18 protein-coding genes and 3 tRNA genes are annotated in these 17,474 nt (G+C 69.4%); 12 read left to right on the top strand and 9 right to left on the bottom strand.

Annotation, left to right across the window (positions count from 1 at the left end):
• Window positions 1-109: 109 nt before the first annotated feature.
• On the top strand, window positions 110-370 hold the full coding sequence (locus tag ACWGI8_RS15825) for a DUF6274 family protein (protein WP_453661295.1): 261 nt from the start codon (window positions 110-112) through the stop codon (window positions 368-370).
• Between the two features lie 349 nt (window positions 371-719).
• On the opposite strand, the gene bldC is transcribed toward ACWGI8_RS15825, so the two are convergent.
• On the bottom strand, window positions 720-926 hold the full coding sequence (gene bldC / locus ACWGI8_RS15820) for a developmental transcriptional regulator BldC (RefSeq protein ID WP_003949541.1): 207 nt from the start codon (window positions 924-926) through the stop codon (window positions 720-722).
• A 479-nt stretch (window positions 927-1,405) separates the two neighbouring features.
• Window positions 1,406-2,251 carry a hypothetical protein gene (locus ACWGI8_RS15815; RefSeq protein ID WP_453661294.1) on the bottom strand — a complete coding sequence of 282 codons (846 nt, stop codon included), beginning with the start codon at window positions 2,249-2,251 and terminating at the stop codon, window positions 1,406-1,408.
• A gap of 156 nt (window positions 2,252-2,407) precedes the next feature.
• Here ACWGI8_RS15815 and ACWGI8_RS15810 point away from each other — a divergent pair, with 156 nt between their 5' ends.
• Together ACWGI8_RS15810 and ACWGI8_RS15805 are read left to right on the top strand one after the other, a co-directional pair.
• Entirely contained in the window at window positions 2,408-3,490 is a 1,083-nt protein-coding gene (locus tag ACWGI8_RS15810) for a Leu/Phe/Val dehydrogenase (RefSeq protein ID WP_453661292.1), read from the top strand.
• Between the two features lie 280 nt (window positions 3,491-3,770).
• Complete coding sequence (locus ACWGI8_RS15805) at window positions 3,771-4,034, top strand: DUF3073 domain-containing protein (RefSeq protein WP_453661290.1); 264 nt, start codon at window positions 3,771-3,773, stop codon at window positions 4,032-4,034.
• A gap of 81 nt (window positions 4,035-4,115) precedes the next feature.
• On the opposite strand, the gene purM is transcribed toward ACWGI8_RS15805, so the two are convergent.
• The 4 genes from purM to ACWGI8_RS15785 all read right to left on the bottom strand — a co-directional run bounded on the left by purM (window position 4,116) and on the right by ACWGI8_RS15785 (window position 8,815).
• Window positions 4,116-5,186, bottom strand: coding sequence for a phosphoribosylformylglycinamidine cyclo-ligase (purM, locus tag ACWGI8_RS15800; RefSeq protein WP_453661288.1), 1,071 nt, complete (start codon window positions 5,184-5,186; stop codon window positions 4,116-4,118).
• Window positions 5,187-5,222: 36 nt separating this feature from the next.
• Complete coding sequence (purF, locus tag ACWGI8_RS15795; RefSeq protein ID WP_453661287.1) at window positions 5,223-6,740, bottom strand: amidophosphoribosyltransferase; 1,518 nt, start codon at window positions 6,738-6,740, stop codon at window positions 5,223-5,225.
• A 368-nt stretch (window positions 6,741-7,108) separates the two neighbouring features.
• Window positions 7,109-7,936 (bottom strand): META domain-containing protein, encoded by an 828-nt coding sequence (locus ACWGI8_RS15790; RefSeq protein WP_453661285.1) that lies wholly within the window; start codon window positions 7,934-7,936, stop codon window positions 7,109-7,111.
• Between the two features lie 84 nt (window positions 7,937-8,020).
• Complete coding sequence (locus ACWGI8_RS15785; protein ID WP_453661283.1) at window positions 8,021-8,815, bottom strand: sterol carrier family protein; 795 nt, start codon at window positions 8,813-8,815, stop codon at window positions 8,021-8,023.
• Window positions 8,816-8,919: 104 nt separating this feature from the next.
• Between ACWGI8_RS15785 and ACWGI8_RS15780 the strand changes: the two genes are divergently transcribed.
• On the top strand, window positions 8,920-9,324 hold the full coding sequence (locus ACWGI8_RS15780; RefSeq protein WP_453661281.1) for a nuclear transport factor 2 family protein: 405 nt from the start codon (window positions 8,920-8,922) through the stop codon (window positions 9,322-9,324).
• Window positions 9,325-9,393: 69 nt separating this feature from the next.
• Here the strand turns inward: ACWGI8_RS15780 and purL are convergent, their stop codons facing one another.
• The 3 genes from purL to purS all read right to left on the bottom strand — a co-directional run bounded on the left by purL (window position 9,394) and on the right by purS (window position 12,660).
• Window positions 9,394-11,643: a phosphoribosylformylglycinamidine synthase subunit PurL gene (purL, locus tag ACWGI8_RS15775; protein ID WP_453661279.1), complete on the bottom strand. Its 2,250-nt coding sequence runs from the start codon at window positions 11,641-11,643 to the stop codon at window positions 9,394-9,396.
• A 94-nt stretch (window positions 11,644-11,737) separates the two neighbouring features.
• A complete protein-coding gene (gene purQ, locus ACWGI8_RS15770) occupies window positions 11,738-12,418 on the bottom strand; it encodes a phosphoribosylformylglycinamidine synthase subunit PurQ (protein WP_453661278.1) in 681 nt (226 codons plus the stop codon).
• Window positions 12,415-12,660 carry a phosphoribosylformylglycinamidine synthase subunit PurS gene (gene purS / locus ACWGI8_RS15765; RefSeq protein ID WP_266379892.1) on the bottom strand — a complete coding sequence of 82 codons (246 nt, stop codon included), beginning with the start codon at window positions 12,658-12,660 and terminating at the stop codon, window positions 12,415-12,417. Before purS ends, purQ begins: the two co-directional genes overlap by 4 nt.
• 299 nt (window positions 12,661-12,959) lie before the next feature.
• Between purS and ACWGI8_RS15760 the strand changes: the two genes are divergently transcribed.
• The 8 genes from ACWGI8_RS15760 to ACWGI8_RS15725 all read left to right on the top strand — a co-directional run bounded on the left by ACWGI8_RS15760 (window position 12,960) and on the right by ACWGI8_RS15725 (window position 17,463).
• Window positions 12,960-13,289: a histone-like nucleoid-structuring protein Lsr2 gene (locus ACWGI8_RS15760; protein WP_453661276.1), complete on the top strand. Its 330-nt coding sequence runs from the start codon at window positions 12,960-12,962 to the stop codon at window positions 13,287-13,289.
• Between the two features lie 150 nt (window positions 13,290-13,439).
• A tRNA-Gly gene (locus ACWGI8_RS15755) sits at window positions 13,440-13,511 on the top strand.
• A gap of 79 nt (window positions 13,512-13,590) precedes the next feature.
• Window positions 13,591-13,663: transfer RNA gene (locus tag ACWGI8_RS15750), tRNA-Gly, on the top strand.
• A 135-nt stretch (window positions 13,664-13,798) separates the two neighbouring features.
• Window positions 13,799-14,725 (top strand): ABC transporter ATP-binding protein, encoded by a 927-nt coding sequence (locus tag ACWGI8_RS15745; RefSeq protein ID WP_453661274.1) that lies wholly within the window; start codon window positions 13,799-13,801, stop codon window positions 14,723-14,725.
• Window positions 14,722-15,531 carry an ABC transporter permease gene (locus ACWGI8_RS15740; RefSeq protein ID WP_453661272.1) on the top strand — a complete coding sequence of 270 codons (810 nt, stop codon included), beginning with the start codon at window positions 14,722-14,724 and terminating at the stop codon, window positions 15,529-15,531. The genes ACWGI8_RS15745 and ACWGI8_RS15740 overlap by 4 nt, the downstream gene beginning before the upstream one ends.
• Window positions 15,504-16,754 (top strand): sensor histidine kinase, encoded by a 1,251-nt coding sequence (locus ACWGI8_RS15735; RefSeq protein ID WP_453661271.1) that lies wholly within the window; start codon window positions 15,504-15,506, stop codon window positions 16,752-16,754. The genes ACWGI8_RS15740 and ACWGI8_RS15735 overlap by 28 nt, the downstream gene beginning before the upstream one ends.
• The gene (locus ACWGI8_RS15730) at window positions 16,751-17,368 is read left to right on the top strand and encodes a response regulator (RefSeq protein ID WP_453661269.1); all 618 of its coding nucleotides are present in this window, start codon (window positions 16,751-16,753) and stop codon (window positions 17,366-17,368) included. Before ACWGI8_RS15735 ends, ACWGI8_RS15730 begins: the two co-directional genes overlap by 4 nt.
• Window positions 17,369-17,390: 22 nt before the next feature.
• Window positions 17,391-17,463, top strand: a tRNA-Gly gene (locus tag ACWGI8_RS15725).
• Window positions 17,464-17,474 lie beyond the last annotated feature (11 nt).

Below are 17,474 nucleotides of genomic sequence, written 5' to 3'. Positions count from 1 at the left end.
CAGGCCCGCACCGGATGGTGCGGGCCTTCTGACGTATTGACTGGAGTCATGTGCCGCCGGTACCCAGTCATGACAGGGGTTACGGGGCCCCCGACCGCGGAGGTGGCGCATGGCGGCATCCACAGCGAGGCATGAGACCCGGGCGCTGCTGCGCGCCCATCTGGCGGCCGTCTCCGGCTATCGGCACCTCACCCGGCACTGTCCGGTGTGCCATCGGCTGCTGCGCCTCGCGATGGACCCCTCCGAGGCCGTCTCCTGCGAGATGCTCCTGTCCGAGGCTGTCCTGCCGGAGACCGTCCCGACCGAGACCGTCCCCGCGGAGCCGGAGCAGCGGACGGTCACCAAGGGCGAAGGTCCCGGCCATCCGTGACCTTTGCCGCACCGCCGGCCCTTTCTCAGTGGCAGGCTCGAATTGGCAAGACTGCAGTCGTGTGACGGGAGTCACCGCACGAGTTTCGGAAACGGGTGAACTTACACCCTCCCTACAACCAAACAATTTAATGCGTGCAATTGCACTCCCCTCACGCCCTTCCCGCACCCCCCTCTGAGCAGCCCCGAAGGGTCCGCCGGCACCACTTCCCGGGGCAAAAAAGATCGCGCTGGACCCGGCGGAGTCCAGCGCGATCGACGACGAATCCTGTTGGGGCAGGCGCCCGCCGTGTCGAGCTCTCTGTTGGGCTGCCGGATTGGGGGTCCGGCGATGCCCTTAATCGGGGGTGTCAGGCCTCGCTGCGCTGCTGCGGAATACCCGCAAGCAGTGCGCGGACCTCTGCCTCGCGGTACCGGCGGTGTCCTCCGAGCGTGCGGATGGACGTGAGCTTGCCTGCCTTGGCCCAACGGGTGACCGTCTTCGGGTCCACGCGGAACATCGTGGCAACCTCAGCCGGGGTCAGCAGCGGCTCGGCATCAGGGGTGCGAGCGGTCATGAGCGGCCTCCTCGGGAGAACCGAACCTTCTCGGTTCTTTCCTCTAAATTCTGCACCTTGACCCACGTTGCCCGAAATGGCGGACGCGGGCCGAGTCGGTTATAGGACGAACGGCTTGTCCTCGGCACTACAACTACACCATCTGTCCAGCCACGTCGGCCAAACCGATGGAATTGCCCTCTCAGGTGTTCATCCGCGGCGGAAGCCGATGGACCATGCCATAACGGACAGTCACGTCACAGTGACGATCAGTCACAGAGCGATCAGGAGTCCTCAGACCCCCCATAGAGTGCAATGCCGAGATTTCCGCCCTTAGGTAGGCGGAAGGAACCCTCCCCGGACTCCTTGTCCTATTTTGGCACGAGGGCGGGCGATGGGCGCAAGACGCTGCTTAGTGCTGTCCGTCACGCTTGAGCCAAAGGCCCGGATAGGTACCTACGTCCCGGACGCGCCCTGTTCGGCCCCCGGCCACGGCGGCGTCAGTTCGCGAACTGCCGGTCCCGGACCGCGCGCCAACGCTCCATCAGCCGCCCGTACGCCTCGCCGACAGCCTCGCCGTCGCCGGCCCGAAGCGCCGCGATCCCCTCGGCCACATCCGCCGCCGAGTGGTCCTCGGCGAGCTGCGCCGGAGACAGGGTGTGGACGAGACCGCCGTAGTCGAGCTCGACCAGTGAGCGCGGGTGGAATTCCTCCAGCCACCGCCCCACATCTACCAGGCCCTCCACCAGCGGGCCCTCGTCGACCGACTCCCTCAGCGTTTTCAGTGCACGCGCCAGCCTGCGCCTGGCCTGCACCATCGGCGTCCGGTAGCGCAGCACGGGCGGCTCGCCGGGCACCTCCCCCGGGTCGTACTCGCGCTCGTCGTCCGCGAAGAGGGTGAACCAGCGCACCGGCACCTGCCACACCGCCGTCCTGATCCACGGCCGCGCGTCCGGGTTCCGGTCGCGCCAGGCCTCGTAGTCCGCGGCCGCCTGCCCGCGCACCACCGGTGGCAGCACCGCGTCCAGCACCGGTGACGGAAGCAGCTCCGCCAGCTCCTCCAGGGCCAGCCAGCCCCGCAGCCGCGTGCGCCAGGGGCAGACGCAGACCACCCCGTCGACCTCCGTGACGAAGGCGTCGGCGCTCTCGTGGACCGGCACCGGCACGGGCGGCGTGGGCAGCAAGTCCACCAGCGAACGTCGGAGTTCGTCCTGGGCGGTGGGGGTGCGATCGCGCCGGGCGTAGCGGGCCCAGTGGCCGCGCTCCGGCTCGGGGAAAGCCGCCAGTGGCTCGTACACGCGCAGATAGGACGCGTACGGGACGAACACAGAGGTGACGGCCGTCATGCCCCGAATCCTTCCATGCGCGTACTCCGGGAGGGGGTGATCCTGAGCACTGCGGCCGATCTACCCCCGCGTAGGACTTACTCTCTTGCCCATCAGGTCCCTCCCCACCCGCAGGAGGGCCCCCCAATCGCCGCTTCGTACTTGGGAGTCACCACCGTGACCGATGTGACTGACGGCGTCCTGCACACCCTGTTCCACTCGGACCAGGGCGGACATGAGCAAGTCGTGCTGTGCCAGGACCGTGCCACAGGCCTGAAGGCCGTCATCGCCATCCACTCGACCGCCCTGGGCCCGGCCCTCGGCGGCACCCGCTTCTACCCGTACGCCTCCGAGGAAGCCGCCGTCGCCGACGCGCTGAACCTCTCCCGGGGGATGTCGTACAAGAACGCCATGGCCGGTCTCGACCACGGCGGCGGCAAGGCCGTGATCATCGGAGACCCGGAGCGGATCAAGACGGAGGACCTGCTGCTGGCGTACGGCCGCTTCGTGGCCTCGCTCGGCGGCCGGTACGTCACGGCCTGCGACGTCGGCACGTATGTCGCCGACATGGACGTGGTGGCGCGCGAGTGCCGGTGGACCACCGGACGCTCTCCCGAGAACGGCGGCGCCGGCGACTCGTCGGTCCTCACCGCGTACGGCGTCTTCCAGGGCATGCGGGCCTCCGCCCAGCACGCGTGGGGCGACCCCACGCTGCGCGGCCGCAAGGTCGGTGTCGCGGGCGTCGGCAAGGTCGGGCACTACCTGGTCGAGCATCTGCTCCAGGACGGCGCCGAGGTCGTCATCACGGACGTCCGCGAGGAGTCGGTGCGCCGGATCACCGATAAGTTCCCGCAGGTCACCGTGGTCGCGGATACGGATGCGCTGATCCGTACAGAGGGCCTGGACATCTACGCGCCGTGCGCGCTCGGCGGTGCGCTGAACGACGAGAGCGTGCCCGTACTGACCGCCAAGGTGGTGTGCGGCGCGGCCAACAACCAGCTCGCGCACCCGGGCGTCGAGAAGGACCTCGCCGACCGCCACATCCTCTACGCTCCCGACTACGTCGTGAACGCCGGCGGGGTGATCCAGGTCGCCGACGAGCTGCACGGCTTCGACTTCGACCGGTGCAAGGCGAAGGCGTCGAAGATCTTCGACACCACGCTGGCAATATTCGCACGTGCGAACGCGGACGGCATTCCGCCGGCCGCGGCGGCGGACCGTATCGCCGAGCAGCGCATGGCGGAGGCGCGTCACCGATAACGCCTCTCGGGTGGTCATCGCCGACCGGGGAGACAAGACTCACGCCGGTCGGCGAGCCGCCCGCCAAGAAGAGGTTAAAATCGCGGTTGACCAGCGAGGACGGGGCGCCTTGCCGGTCCTGCGAGGTGGCACGTGATGCGGGCGGCGTACCGTATGGCCGCGGAAGCAGGTACCGTTGAAGCCCTACGGACACGGTCTCTCCAAGGAGAGCCCGCTCCGAACCATGAACGCGTGTCAAGACTCTGGGGCCGTCGAGCCCCGTCACCGAGGGGGTCGAGCCATGGGGCGCGGCCGGGCCAAGGCCAAGCAGACGAAGGTCGCCCGCCAGCTGAAGTACAACAGCGGCGGGACTGACCTGTCGCGTCTGGCCAACGAGCTGGGCGCATCGACTTCGAGTCCGATTTCGAGTCAGCCGCCGAACGGCGAGCCGTTCGAGGACGACGACGAGGAAGACGACCCGTACGCCCGCTACGCGGATATGTACAACGACGACGAGGAAGAGGACGACGAGTCCGATCCGTCGTCGCAGCGTCGCGGCGCTTGACGCCTGCATCTGCTCACTTCAGACCCGGTCCGGGGCTCAGGCCTCGGACCGGGTTCTGTGCTGTTCAGCTCGCGACCGCTCTCAGTTCGCGTACGTGTTCACCAGGGCCGCGCCCGTGGTGTGCTCACCGCGCTCGGTGATCTCGCCTGCGACCCAGGCGTCGACGCCACGGTCCGCGAGGGTCGTCAGCGCCACGTCGACCGACTCGGACGGCACGACGGCGATCATGCCGACGCCCATGTTGAGGGTCTTCTCCAGCTCCAGCTGCTCGACCTGGCCGGCCTTCCCGACGAGGTCGAAGACCGCGCCCGGGGCCCACGTGGACCGGTCGACCACCGCGTGCAGGCTGTCGGGGACGACGCGGGCCAGGTTCGCCGCGAGCCCGCCGCCGGTGACGTGGCTGAAGGCGTGCACCTCGGTGGTCCGGGTCAGCGCCAGGCAGTCCAGCGAGTAGATCTTGGTGGGCTCCAGCAGCTCCTCGCCGAGGGTGCGGCCGAACTCCGGGACGTCCCGGTCCAGCGCCCAGCCGGCCCGGTCGAAGACCACGTGGCGAACGAGCGAGTACCCGTTCGAGTGAAGGCCGGAGGACGCCATGGCGATGACCGCGTCCCCCGTACGGATACGATCCGCGCCCAGCAGCCGGTCGGCCTCCACGACGCCCGTACCGGCGCCAGCGACGTCGAAGTCGTCCGGACCCAGCAGGCCGGGGTGCTCGGCGGTCTCGCCGCCGACGAGGGCCGTGCCGGCGAGCACACAGCCCTCGGCGATGCCCTTGACGATGGCGGCGACGCGCTCCGGGTGGACCTTGCCGACGCAGATGTAGTCGGTCATGAAGAGCGGCTCGGCGCCGCAGACGACGATGTCGTCCATGACCATCGCGACGAGGTCATGGCCGATCGTGTCGTAGACGCCCATCTGGCGGGCGAGATCGACCTTCGTGCCGACGCCGTCCGTGGCGGAGGCGAGCAGCGGGCGCTCGTAGCGCTTGAGGGCGGAGGCGTCGAAGAGGCCGGCGAAGCCGCCGAGGCCGCCGAGGCCCGCGACTTCAGCGCGCTGCGTCTTCTTCACCCACTCCTTCATCAGCTCGACGGCGCGGTCGCCCGCCTCGATGTCGACGCCCGCGGCCGCGTAGGAAGCACCTGTCTCAGACATTGCCTGGGATCTTTCGGTTGGAATGACGGGGCTTGATTACGGACGACGGAGGGCGTCGGCGGCATCGGCGCCGCCCGCCAGCTCGGTCTCCAGAAGCTGCTTGCCCAGCAGCTCGGGGTCGGGCAGCTCCATCGGGTACTCGCCGTCGAAGCAGGCGCGGCACAGGTTCGGCTTGGCGATGGTGGTCGCCTCGATCATGCCGTCGATGGAGATGTACGAGAGCGAGTCGGCGCCCAGCGAGGTGCCGATCTCTTCGATGGTCATGCCGTTGGCGATGAGCTCGGCGCGGGTCGCGAAGTCGATACCGAAGAAGCAGGGCCACTTGACCGGCGGGGACGAGATCCGGATGTGGACCTCGGCGGCGCCGGCCTCGCGGAGCATCCGGACCAGCGCGCGCTGAGTGTTGCCGCGGACGATCGAGTCGTCCACGACCACCAGGCGCTTGCCCTTGATGACTTCCTTGAGCGGGTTCAGCTTGAGGCGGATGCCGAGCTGCCGGATGGTCTGCGAGGGCTGGATGAAGGTCCGGCCCACATAGGCGTTCTTGACCAGTCCCGCGCCGTACGGAATCCCGGAGGCCTCCGCGTAGCCGATGGCGGCCGGGGTGCCGGACTCCGGTGTCGCTATGACGAGGTCGGCCTCGGCGGGCGCTTCCTTCGCGAGCCTGCGGCCCATCTCCACCCGGGAGAGATAGACGTTCCGGCCGGCGATGTCGGTGTCGGGGCGGGCGAGGTAGACGTACTCGAAGACACAGCCCTTGGGCTTCGCGTCTGCGAAGCGGGAGGTGCGGAGTCCGTTCTCGTCGATCGCGATGAGCTCGCCCGGCTCGATCTCGCGGACGAAGCTCGCGCCGCAGATGTCGAGGGCGGCGCTCTCGGAGGCGACCACCCAGCCGCGCTCCAGCCGGCCGAGGACCAGGGGGCGGATGCCCTGCGGGTCGCGGGCGGCGTACAGCGTGTGCTCGTCCATGAAGACGAGCGAGAAGGCGCCCTTGACCTCGGGCAGGACCTTGGCGGCCGCTTCCTCGATGGTCAGCGGCTTGCCGTCGTCGTCCATCTGCCCGGCGAGCAGGGCGGTGACGAGGTCGGTGTCGTTGGTGGCGGCGACCTGAGTGGCGCGGCCGTCCTTGCGGGGCAGGTCGGCGACCATTTCGGCGAGCTGGGCCGTGTTGACCAGGTTGCCGTTGTGGCCGAGCGCGATCGATCCGTGGGCGGTGGCCCGGAAGGTCGGCTGCGCGTTCTCCCACACGGAGGCTCCGGTGGTCGAGTAGCGGGCGTGACCGACCGCGATATGACCCTTGAGGGAACCGAGGGAGGTCTCGTCGAAGACCTGGGACACGAGGCCCATGTCCTTGAAGACGAGGATCTGGGAGCCGTTGCTGACCGCGATACCCGCGGATTCCTGGCCCCGGTGTTGGAGGGCATAGAGCCCGAAGTACGTGAGCTTTGCGACCTCTTCGCCCGGAGCCCAGACACCGAAGACGCCGCAAGCGTCCTGGGGGCCCTTTTCGCCGGGGAGCAGGTCGTGGTTGAGTCGTCCGTCACCACGTGGCACGGCTCCGAGTGTAGGCGAGATCGACCACTGGTCCGAATTGGGGACGGAGCCGAGGCCGGGGTTGACGGGGTCGGATGTTCGTACAAAAGCCGCGGAATAAAGCCTTTGGCGGGTCGTACGGGCGAGTAGCGGCGCGTGGACGCGTGCCGCACATCACTCTCCGCGCCGCCGATGCGGCCGTCCGGACCCCGGGACGCTCGTTGACAGGTTCACGCGCCCTCGCGCGCAACGCCGCACGTAACTGACGCGTACCTGACCCGTGCCCGTGCGCGTGCTCGGCGCATCCCTGACCCGTGCCCGTGCGCGTGCTCGGCGCATCCCTGACCCGTGCCCGTGCGCGTGCTCGGCGCGTCCCGGCACGTAGCTGATCAGGCCGCCGTCGCCGCCAGTCCCTTGCCGCTCTCCGCGGTGAGGGACAGGCCGCGGTGCCTCAGCTCGTACGTCACCTTGCCGCGCAGGACCTCGGTCACCGCCTGCTCCACCGTCATCTCGGGACCCGGGCACATCCTGCGGGTGCCGGCCAGGCGGCCGAAGGTGATCGTCTGCCCGGACACCTTCGCGTCGGCGTGGAAGGTGTTGCAGCCGAGGCTGCCGTGTACGGAACCGTCCTTGCCGAAGACCAGATACGCCTTGTCCTCCGTGCCGGCCGGCACGGAGGACGCGGTCTCGCCCGTGAGCAGGGACGTGACATTCCACTTGGTGCCGACGAGCGGCGCCTCGGCCTGCGCGGTCATGGCTATGGAGTCACCCTTCGCGGTGGTCAGTGTGAGGTTCTTGTCCGACAGCTTCGCCTTGAGCTTGCCGGAGAAGGCCGCGCTCAGGGCTGACTCGAAGCCCTCGGTCTCCTTCGGGCAGCCCATCTCGGTCATCTCGCCCGGCACGACCGTGATCGTGTCGCCCTCGATGGTGACGTCGGCGCCGAAGTGGTTGCAGCCGTAGTTGCCCGTGGCCCGCCCCTTCTGCCCGCCCTTGGTGTCGAACTCGACATGGGCACCGGCCGGGGCCGCCGTCCGCTTCCCGCCGACGGTCACGCTGTCGACGGTCCAGTGCACGCCGGTCACGCGCGACGCCTGCTGTACGGAGCCCCCCGCGTTGTCACCGGCGCCCTTGCCGGAGACCGTCTCCGTGCCGCAGGCGGTGAGCGTGAGGACGGCGGTCAGGGCGACCGCGGCGGGAACGATCAGCTGAGTACGCATGTCGGTGTGACGGGGCGGGTGGGACTCCGGTTCCCCCGGACCGCCGGACCGCCGGACCACCGGACCACCGGACCGCCGTGGCCGTCAGCCCATCAACGGCAACAGCGCCGAAATGTCGGACCGCTCACCACTGGCACTGATCTTGACCTCGTCCAGCGCCTCGCTCCACTCCGTACGCCCCGTCGCGAGACGGATCCAGGTCAGCGGGTCGGTCTCGACGACATTGGGCGGAGTGCCGCGTGTGTGCCGGGGCCCTTCGACGCACTGGATCACGGCGTACGGCGGAATCCGCACCTCCACCGATCTGCCCGGCGCCTTCACGGCGAGTGTGTCCGCGAGCAGGCGCACACAGGCGGCGAGTGCCTGCCGCTCGTACGGGACGTCGAGGCCGGCCGCGACGTTCAAGTCGTCGGTGTGGACGATGAGTTCGACAGTGCGCGTGACCAGGTAGTCGCCGAGCCGCATCGCGCCCATACGGGTCTGGATCAGCCGGTCGTCGGATGCTTGGGACAGCGCGTCGGTGACGGCCGCGGCCGTCCGCTCGTACAGCGCGTCGAGGTCCTCGGCCCCGTCGGCGATCGCGCGGGTGTCGTCGTCGATCGAGCCGGCTCGCTCGGCCGTCGTGAACGGCCAGTCCATCAGCGCGACTTCCAGCGTGGCCGGCTCCGGCTGTTCCAGGCCCCGGACCACGGCGTGCACGGCCAAGGTGAAGTGTGCGGCCAGCTCGCGGACGGTCCACGGACCCAGCCGGGTCGGCAGGGCGAGCTGCTCGGGAGTCAACGTCCCCACCGCCTCCCGTACATGCCCGAACTGAGCGAGCACGGCGGCGCGGATCTTGGCGGAGTCGTAGCTGCGGGTGCGCTTCTTGGCCGGAGGCATGAGCCGAGGTTAATCGCTTCCACGTGGCAGGGGTCCGGGACCCGGCGGAAGATGAGAAGCAGCGCGAACAGCGGAAACACAGGCACGAGAGGTGTGAATCAGTCATGACAGAACACCCCGACAGCGCCCTGGTCCGCCGGGGTTACGAGGCGTTCAACAAAGGCGACATGGACACCCTGGGCTCCCTGATGACGTCGGACTGCATCCATCACATGCCCGGGAGCAGCCGGATCTCCGGGCACCACAAGGGCCGGGACAACGTCCTGGCCCTGTACGGCCGGCTCGGGGAGCTCTCCGGCGGCAGCCTGCGCGTCGAGCTCGACGGTGTCTTCCCGGACGGGCGCGGGCATGCCATGTCCGTCCACAAGATCTTCGCCGAGCGTGGGGACCGCGGGATCGAGCTCCGGGGCGGCCTGTGGTTCACCATCGTCGGCGGCAAGATGTCCGACATCGACGAGTGCGTTCAGGACATCGACGAGTTGGACGCCTTCTGGGGCATGCCGGAGTAGACGAGCGGGACGACAAAGCCCCCGCCCGGGCGACGGTCCGTCCGGACGGGGGTTGCTGTCCTGGGTCGCTCAGACGAGCAGAGCCGGAATGGTCTCCTCATGCGCGGTACGCAGCTCGCTCAGCTCGATGCCGAACTCGCCCTGCACCTCCACCGCGTCCCCGTCGACCACACCGATCCGCGTGGCGGGCAGACCCCGCGCACCGCACATGTCGGTGAAACGGAGCTCCTCGCTGCGCGGGACGGCGACGACCGCACGGCCCGCCGACTCGCTGAACAGGAAGGTGAACGCGTCAAGACCGTCCGGGACGACCAGCCGCGCGCCCTTGCCGCCGCGCAGACACGACTCGGTGACCGCCTGGATCAGACCGCCGTCCGACAGGTCGTGCGCCGCGTCGATCATGCCGTCGCGGGAGGCCGAGATCAGGATCTCGGCGAGCAGCTTCTCCCGGTCCAGGTCGACCTTCGGCGGCAGACCGCCGAGGTGGTCGTGAACCACCTGGGACCACGCTGAGCCGCCGAACTCCTCGCGCGTCTCGCCCAGCAGATAGAGGAGCTGGCCCTCTTCCTTGAAGGCGATCGGCGTACGGCGCGTGACGTCGTCGATCACACCGAGCACCGCCACGACCGGGGTCGGGTGGATCGCCGTCTCGCCCGTCTGGTTGTAGAGCGAGACATTGCCACCGGTCACCGGCGTGCCGAGCTGCAGGCAGCCGTCCGCGAGACCACGGGTGGCCTCGGCGAACTGCCACATGACGGCCGGGTCCTCGGGCGAGCCGAAGTTCAGGCAGTCCGAGATCGCGAGCGGCTTCGCGCCCGACGCGGCGACATTGCGGTACGCCTCCGCCAGCGCGAGCTGCGCACCCGTGTACGGGTCGAGCTTGGCGTACCGGCCGTTGCCGTCCGTGGCGACCGCGACACCGAGGTTGGTTTCGGGGTCGATCCGCACCATGCCCGAGTCCTCGGGCTGGGAGAGGACGGTGTTGCCCTGCACGAAACGGTCGTACTGGTCCGTGATCCATGCCTTCGAGGCCTGGTTCGGCGAGGCGACGAGCTTCAGGACCTGCTCACGCAGTTCCTCGGAGGTCGCCGGGCGTGGCAGCGCACCCGCGTCGTCGGCCTGCAGCGCGTCCTGCCACTCGGGGCGCGCGTACGGACGCTGGTACACCGGGCCCTCGTGCGCGACGGTCCGCGGCGGCACGTCCACGATCTGCTCGCCGTGCCAGAAGATCTCCAGGCGCTCGCCGTCCGTCACCTCACCGATGACGGTGGCGATGACGTCCCACTTCTCGCAGATCTCCATGAAGCGGTCGACGTACCGCGGCTCGACGATCGCGCACATGCGCTCCTGCGACTCGCTCATGAGGATCTCCTCGGGCGAGAGGGTCGCGTCGCGCAGCGGCACGGTGTCGAGCTCGACCCGCATACCGCCGGAGCCGGCGCTCGCCAGCTCACTCGTGGCGCAGGAGAGTCCGGCGCCGCCGAGGTCCTGGATGCCGGCGACCAGCTTCTCCTTGAAGATCTCCAGGGTGCACTCGATGAGGAGCTTCTCCTGGAAGGGGTCGCCGACCTGGACGGCGGGGCGCTTGGCCGGGCCGGTCGACTCGAAGGTCTCCGAGGCGAGCACCGAGACACCGCCGATGCCGTCGCCACCGGTGCGGGCGCCGTAAAGGATCACCTTGTTGCCGGCGCCGGACGCCTTAGCGAGGTGGATGTCCTCGTGCTTCATGACACCCACGCACAGCGCGTTGACCAGCGGGTTGCCCTGGTAGCAGGAGTCGAAGACGACCTCGCCGCCGATGTTCGGCAGGCCCAGGCAGTTGCCGTAGCCACCGATGCCCGCGACGACACCCGGCAGGACACGCTTGGTGTCGGGGTGGTCGGCGGCGCCGAAGCGCAGCGGGTCCATGACGGCGACCGGACGGGCGCCCATCGCCAGGATGTCGCGGACGATGCCGCCGACGCCGGTGGCCGCGCCCTGGTAGGGCTCGATGTAGCTGGGGTGATTGTGCGACTCGACCTTGAAGGTGACCGCGTACCCCTGGCCGACGTCCACGACGCCCGCGTTCTCGCCGATGCCGACGAGCAGGGCGTCGTTCTCGGGGGCCTTCTCGCCGAACTGCTTCAGATGGACCTTGCTGCTCTTGTACGAGCAGTGCTCGGACCACATGACGGAGTACATGGCGAGCTCGGCGCCGGTCGGGCGGCGGCCGAGGATCTCGCGGATGCGCTCGTACTCGTCCTGCTTGAGTCCGAGATCCTTCCAGGGCTGCTCGACGTCGGGGGTGTCGCTCGCGTGCTTGACGGTGTCGAGAGTCATGAGGCTGCGCACCCTTCAATCGCTTCTCCGCCCGCGCGGCGCAGAGGCGCGGCTTTCGTGTTCATCTGCAGCCCGGCGGCCGCGCGTGCGTCGCTCATGGGCTGACCAGCTTCTTCAGGATCGAGGTGAAGAATCCGAGGCCGTCGGTGCGGCCGGTCCCGATGAGCGGCTCCACGGCGTGCTCGGGGTGCGGCATCAGGCCGACGACATTGCCGGCGGCGTTGGTGATGCCCGCGATGTCGCGCAGTGAGCCGTTCGGGTTCATGCCGACGTAGCGGAACGCGACCCGGCCCTCGGCCTCCAGCTCGTCGAGGACGCGCTCGTCGGCGACGTAACGTCCGTCGATGTTCTTGAGCGGGACGGAGATCTCCTGGCCCGCTTCGTAGTCGGCCGTCCAGGCGGTGTCCGCGTTCTCCACGCGGAGCGTCTGGTCGCGGCAGATGAAGTGCAGATGGTTGTTCCTGAGCATCGCACCGGGCAGCAGGTGCGTCTCGGTGAGCACCTGGAAGCCGTTGCAGATGCCGAGGACCGGCATTCCGGCCTTCGCCTGGTCGATGATCGTCTCCATCACCGGCGAGAAGCGGGAGATCGCTCCGGCCCGCAGATAGTCGCCGTAGGAGAAGCCGCCCGGCAGGACCACCGCGTCGACCTGCTTGAGGTCCTTGTCACGGTGCCACAGCGAGACCGGCTCGGCGCCCGCGATACGGACGGCACGCAGCGTGTCCCGGTCGTCGAGCGTCCCGGGGAAAGTGACGACTCCGATACGAGAGGTCACGACTCCACCTTTACGACGAAGTCCTCGATGACGGTGTTGGCGAGGAACGTTTCGGCCATCTCGTGGATGCGGGCGAGGGCGGCGTCGTCGACCGGCCCCTCCACCTCGAGTTCGAAGCGCTTTCCCTGACGTACGTCCGCGATCCCCTCGAAGCCCAGGCGGGGCAGTGCGCGCTGCACCGCCTGCCCCTGCGGGTCGAGGATCTCCGGCTTGAGCATGACGTCGACTACGACGCGTGCCACTGGCACTCCCGGTGGTGTGGTGCTGAAGGCGGTTCCCTCAGCGTACCCGCCCGAAAATTCTACGCGCATAGATATCGGGAGAACCCCATGTGAAAATCCAGAGAAAAACCACTCCACCCCATTGCGGAGGACACGCGGATGCAATTGGCTGGGCTTCACAATGCGACGCCGACCGCTGTACAAAGGAATACAGCGGAAAGCAGCATTGCCCCGCAGCAGCCGGAATACCGGTATCGCCGCATGTCAGCACTGACCTGTACTGACTTGATACGGCGAACCGCAGGAAAGGACCGATATCCGTGGCGCAGCGCGTAGTGGTCACGCTCTTCGACGACATCGACGGCGGCGAAGCGGCGGAAACGGTTTCGTTCAGCCTGGACGGGAAGTCGTACGAGATCGACCTCAATCCCGCCAATGCAAAGAAACTGCGCAACGCCCTCGCCCCGTACGTGGCGGCGGGCCGCAAGCAGTCGAAGCACACGGGCAAGCCGCGCAGGGAGTACCGGCACACCGCCGTCGCCCCCGACCCGGCAGCCGTCCGCGCCTGGGCGCAGTCCAACAAGATGGACGTGCCGGCGCGTGGCCGGATCCCGAAGCGGGTCTACGAGGCGTTCCAGCAGGCGAGCTGAGCGCCCGCGGCCGGACGTGGCCGAAGACCCCGCCGGACGGACCGGCGAACGCCACCCCAGGTGAACCGAGTTGCACTGCACCCCCGCAGGTGGGCTAGAGTCTGGAGCACGCCGAGGGGCGAGGCCGGAAGGCCGGACCTCACGGAGCGTGCGGGTGTAGTTCAGTAGCAGAACAGCCCTCTTCCAGAGGGAAGGCGCAGTGTGCAATTCCTGTCACCCGCTCCGCACCGCTTACCGACCACGGATGTGGATCAGGTACAGTGGTGAACGCACCGCCCGGTGAAAGCCGGTCGGGAGCAATGCGGACGTGGCTCAGTTGGTAGAGCATCACCTTGCCAAGGTGAGGGTCGCGAGTTCGAATCTCGTCGTCCGCTCAAGAAGGATTGGGGCCCCGGTCATCACGACCGGGGCCCCAGTCGTATGCCCGGACGCGGCCCCCTGACATTTGTCATACGGAGTGGTGACAGCGCGCACTGCTGCCGGGTCCGGACCGGCGGGACGCTGAAGTCATGACTGAAGCGATCGAGGCCAAGGGGCTGCGGCGGGTGTACGCGGGCGGCTTCGAGGCCGTCCACGGAATCGACTTCTCGGTGGCACACGGAGAGATCTTCGCGCTGCTCGGGACGAACGGCGCGGGTAAGACCTCGACGGTGGAACTCCTTGAGGGCCTGGCCGAGCCGAGCGGCGGCACCGTGCGGGTGCTCGGCCACGATCCGTACCGGGAGCGGGGGAAGGTCCGGCCGCGGATCGGGGTGATGCTCCAGGAGGGCGGCTTCCCGAAGGAACTGACAGCGCGGGAGACAGCCCGGATGTGGGCCGGGTGCACCGGTGGGGCCGGCTCCGTCGACGACGCGCTGGAGATGGTCGGGCTCGGTGCGCGCCGCGACGTACGGGTGAAGCAGCTCTCGGGGGGTGAACGGCGGCGGCTCGACCTGGCGTTGGCGCTCGTCGGGTCCCCCGAGGTGCTCTTCCTGGACGAGCCGACCACCGGCCTGGACGCCGAAGGCCGACACGCCACCTGGGAGTTGGTGCGCCGGCTCCGGGACAACGGCACGACTGTGCTGCTCACGACGCACTACCTGGAGGAGGCCGAGGAGCTGGCCGACCGGCTCGCCATCCTCCATGAGGGGCGGATCGCCACCGAGGGGCGGATGGCCGAGGTGGTCGCCTCGCGGCCGTCGCGGCTCTCCTTCCAGCTGCCGGAGGGCTGGTTCGTCGGCGATCTGCCGTCGCTGGCCGAGCTGGGCGTGACCGGGCACGAGGGGCAAGGCAGGACGGTCCGCCTTGAAACCGGTGACCTGCAGGGGGTCGCCACCGCACTCCTGGTGTGGGCCCGCGACAAGGGTGTCGAACTGACCGCCCTGGAGGCCAGGTCGGCCTCGCTGGAAGAGGCGTTCCTGGAGATCGCCCAGAGTGTGAAGGGGGACGCGCGATGAGCGCGACGGGGGAGAGCGTGCGTGGCGCGGAGGCGAGGGCGGCCACCACCGCTGTGACGCGGCTGACCGCCCTGGGACGGGCCGAGTTGACGCTCATGGGGCGCAACACGACGGCCCTGTTCATGGCGCTGGTGATGCCCATCGGGATGACCTTCGCGATGCGGCAGTCGGTCAAGGGCATGCCACTGTCGGAGCACGGGCTGTCCGCCGGGACGGTGCTGCTCCCGGCCGCGGTCGGCCTGGTCCTGCTCTTCGGCGTCTACACGACCCTGACCCAGCTGTACGTCGTACGCCGCGAGGAGCTGGTCCTGAAGCGGCTGCGCGCCGGGGAGCCGACCGACCCGGAGATCCTCACCGGGGCCGCGCTGCCGATCGTGCTGGTCGCGCTGGCGCAGTGCGTGCTGCTCGCGGCGTGCGGCGGGCTGCTGCTCGACGCCGAACTGCCGCGCTCGCCGCTGCGCGTGCTGCTCGGCGTGGTCCTCGGGATCCTGCTTTCGGTGGTACTCGCGGCGATCTCCGCGGCCGTGACCCGCACCGCCGAGGCCGCGGGGCTCACCACGATGCCCCTGCTGCTCGGCTCGCTGGCCGGGTCCGGCCTGATCGTGCCGCTCGAAGTGATGCCGGACCGACTGGCGTCGGTGCTCGAACTGCTTCCGATGTCCCCGGTGGTGTCACTGGTCAGGGACGGCTGGACCGGAGCCGCGAGCGGCACGGACACGCTCCGGCAGGTGGCGGTCGCGCTGGTCTGGACGGCCCTCGGAGTGTTTGCTGTACGGAGGTGGTTCCGCTGGGAGCCACGGCGCTGATCAGGGGGAACGGGCGGATGCTGGGCCGGATACGGGGATGGCGGCAGCGCTGGCAGGCGCACAGCCGGCTGGAGAAGACCGACCTCTACTCGCGCGGCACCCTCAACGCCATGCTCTGGCTCTTCCTGCTGAGTTGGGGCGTGCTGCCGCTCGCGGCGGACGTCCCGCACCGCCCGCTGCCGCTGGCCCTGGCCGCCGCGCTGCTCCTGGCGAACACCGCCCAGTGCATCGTCGCCAACCGCATCCTCGGAACCGCGTACGACGACTTCCTCGGCAAGGCCGACTTCCCGCGCCGGTGGCTGTCGGCCCCGCTGGCCCTGCTCGCGCTGACCACCGCCCTCCTGGTCGCGCTGACCACGGCCTCGGGCCACTCGCTGCTCCTGCTGCTCGCCGTCGACGTACCGATGGCCATGATGGTCCCGTACGCGCTGCTCGTGCCGGTGCGCACCTTCCTCCTGCACAGCGTGGTCTACGCGGCCCTGACGGTCGGGACCTGTGCCGCCGCGGGGCTGCGGGGGGCCGCGCTGGCCTCGCTGTTCCCCGTACTCCTCGCCGCGGGCGGGCTGGTCCTGCTCACGGTGCGGCCCGGCGCGTGGTCGCTGCGCAACATGTGGCAGCAGGAGGAGGCCAAGGAGATCCAGGCCCGGCTCGCGGTCGCCGAGGAGCGGCTCCGGTTCGGCCGCGACATGCACGACGTACTGGGCCACAACCTCGCCGTCATCGCGCTCAAGAGCGAACTCGCCGTGCAACTGGCCCAGCGCGGCAGGCCCGAGGCCGTGGCGCAGATGGTGGAGGTGCAGCGGATCGCCCAGGAGTCTCAGCGGGAGGTACGGGAAGTGGTGCGCGGCTATCGCGAGGCGGACCTGGAGGTCGAACTCGACGGCGCCCGCAGCGTGCTGGAGGCCGCCGGCATCGACTGCACCTTCGCCGGGAACGCGGAGGGGCTGCCGCCGAAGGTGCAGTCGGCGCTCGGCTGGGTGGTGCGCGAGGCAGCCACCAACGTGCTGCGCCACGGCGACCCGCGCACGTGCGCGGTGCGGCTCTCCGTCTCGGAGGGCGCGGCGGTCCTGGTCGTCGAGAACGACGGAGCGGTCCGCGCCCCGGCGGGCGGCGGCTCGGGGCTGACCGGGCTGCGCGAGCGGCTCGCGGCGCTCGGCGGCACCCTGGAGGCCGGCCCGACCGGCAACGGAATGTTTCGGCTGACCGCGGAGGTGCCGCGATGAACCCCGCTCCCGTGCGCGTGCTGCTCGCCGACGACGAGCACCTCATCCGGGGTGCGCTCGCCGCCCTGCTCGCGCTCGAGGACGACCTGGTCGTCGTCGCCGAGGCCGCCTCCGGACCCGAGGCCCTCGCCATGGCCCGGGCGCACCGGCCCGATGTCGCGGTGCTCGATCTGCAGATGCCGGGCGCCGACGGTGTGAGTGTCGCCACAGCCCTGCGGGCCGAGCTGCCGGAGTGCCGGACCATGATCGTCACCAGTCATGGCCGCCCGGGGCATCTGAAGCGGGCCCTGACGGCCGGGGTGCGCGGCTTTGTGCCCAAGACCGTCAGCGCCCGGCGGCTCGCCGAGATCATCCGTACCGTTCACGTGGGAAACCGCTATGTGGACCCGGAGTTGGCTGCCGATGCGATCTCGGCGGGGGACTCGCCCCTGACGGCCCGCGAGGCAGAGGTCCTGGAGCTGGCCGGGGACGGTGCGCCCATCGCGGAGATCGCCGAACGAGCCGCGCTGTCCCCGGGGACCGTCCGTAACTATCTGTCGTCGGCGGCCTCGAAGCTGGGTGCCGAGAACCGGCACACCGCAGTTCGTCTCGCACGTGAGCGAGGTTGGGTATAGTGGTTCCCGCGCTACGGCGCATGCGGACGTGGCTCAGTTGGTAGAGCATCACCTTGCCAAGGTGAGGGTCGCGAGTTCGAATCTCGTCGTCCGCTCAGAACAAGAA

Source organism: Streptomyces sp. NPDC054841 (assembly GCF_053611045.1).
This window is presented reverse-complemented; position numbering and strand designations above follow the sequence as displayed.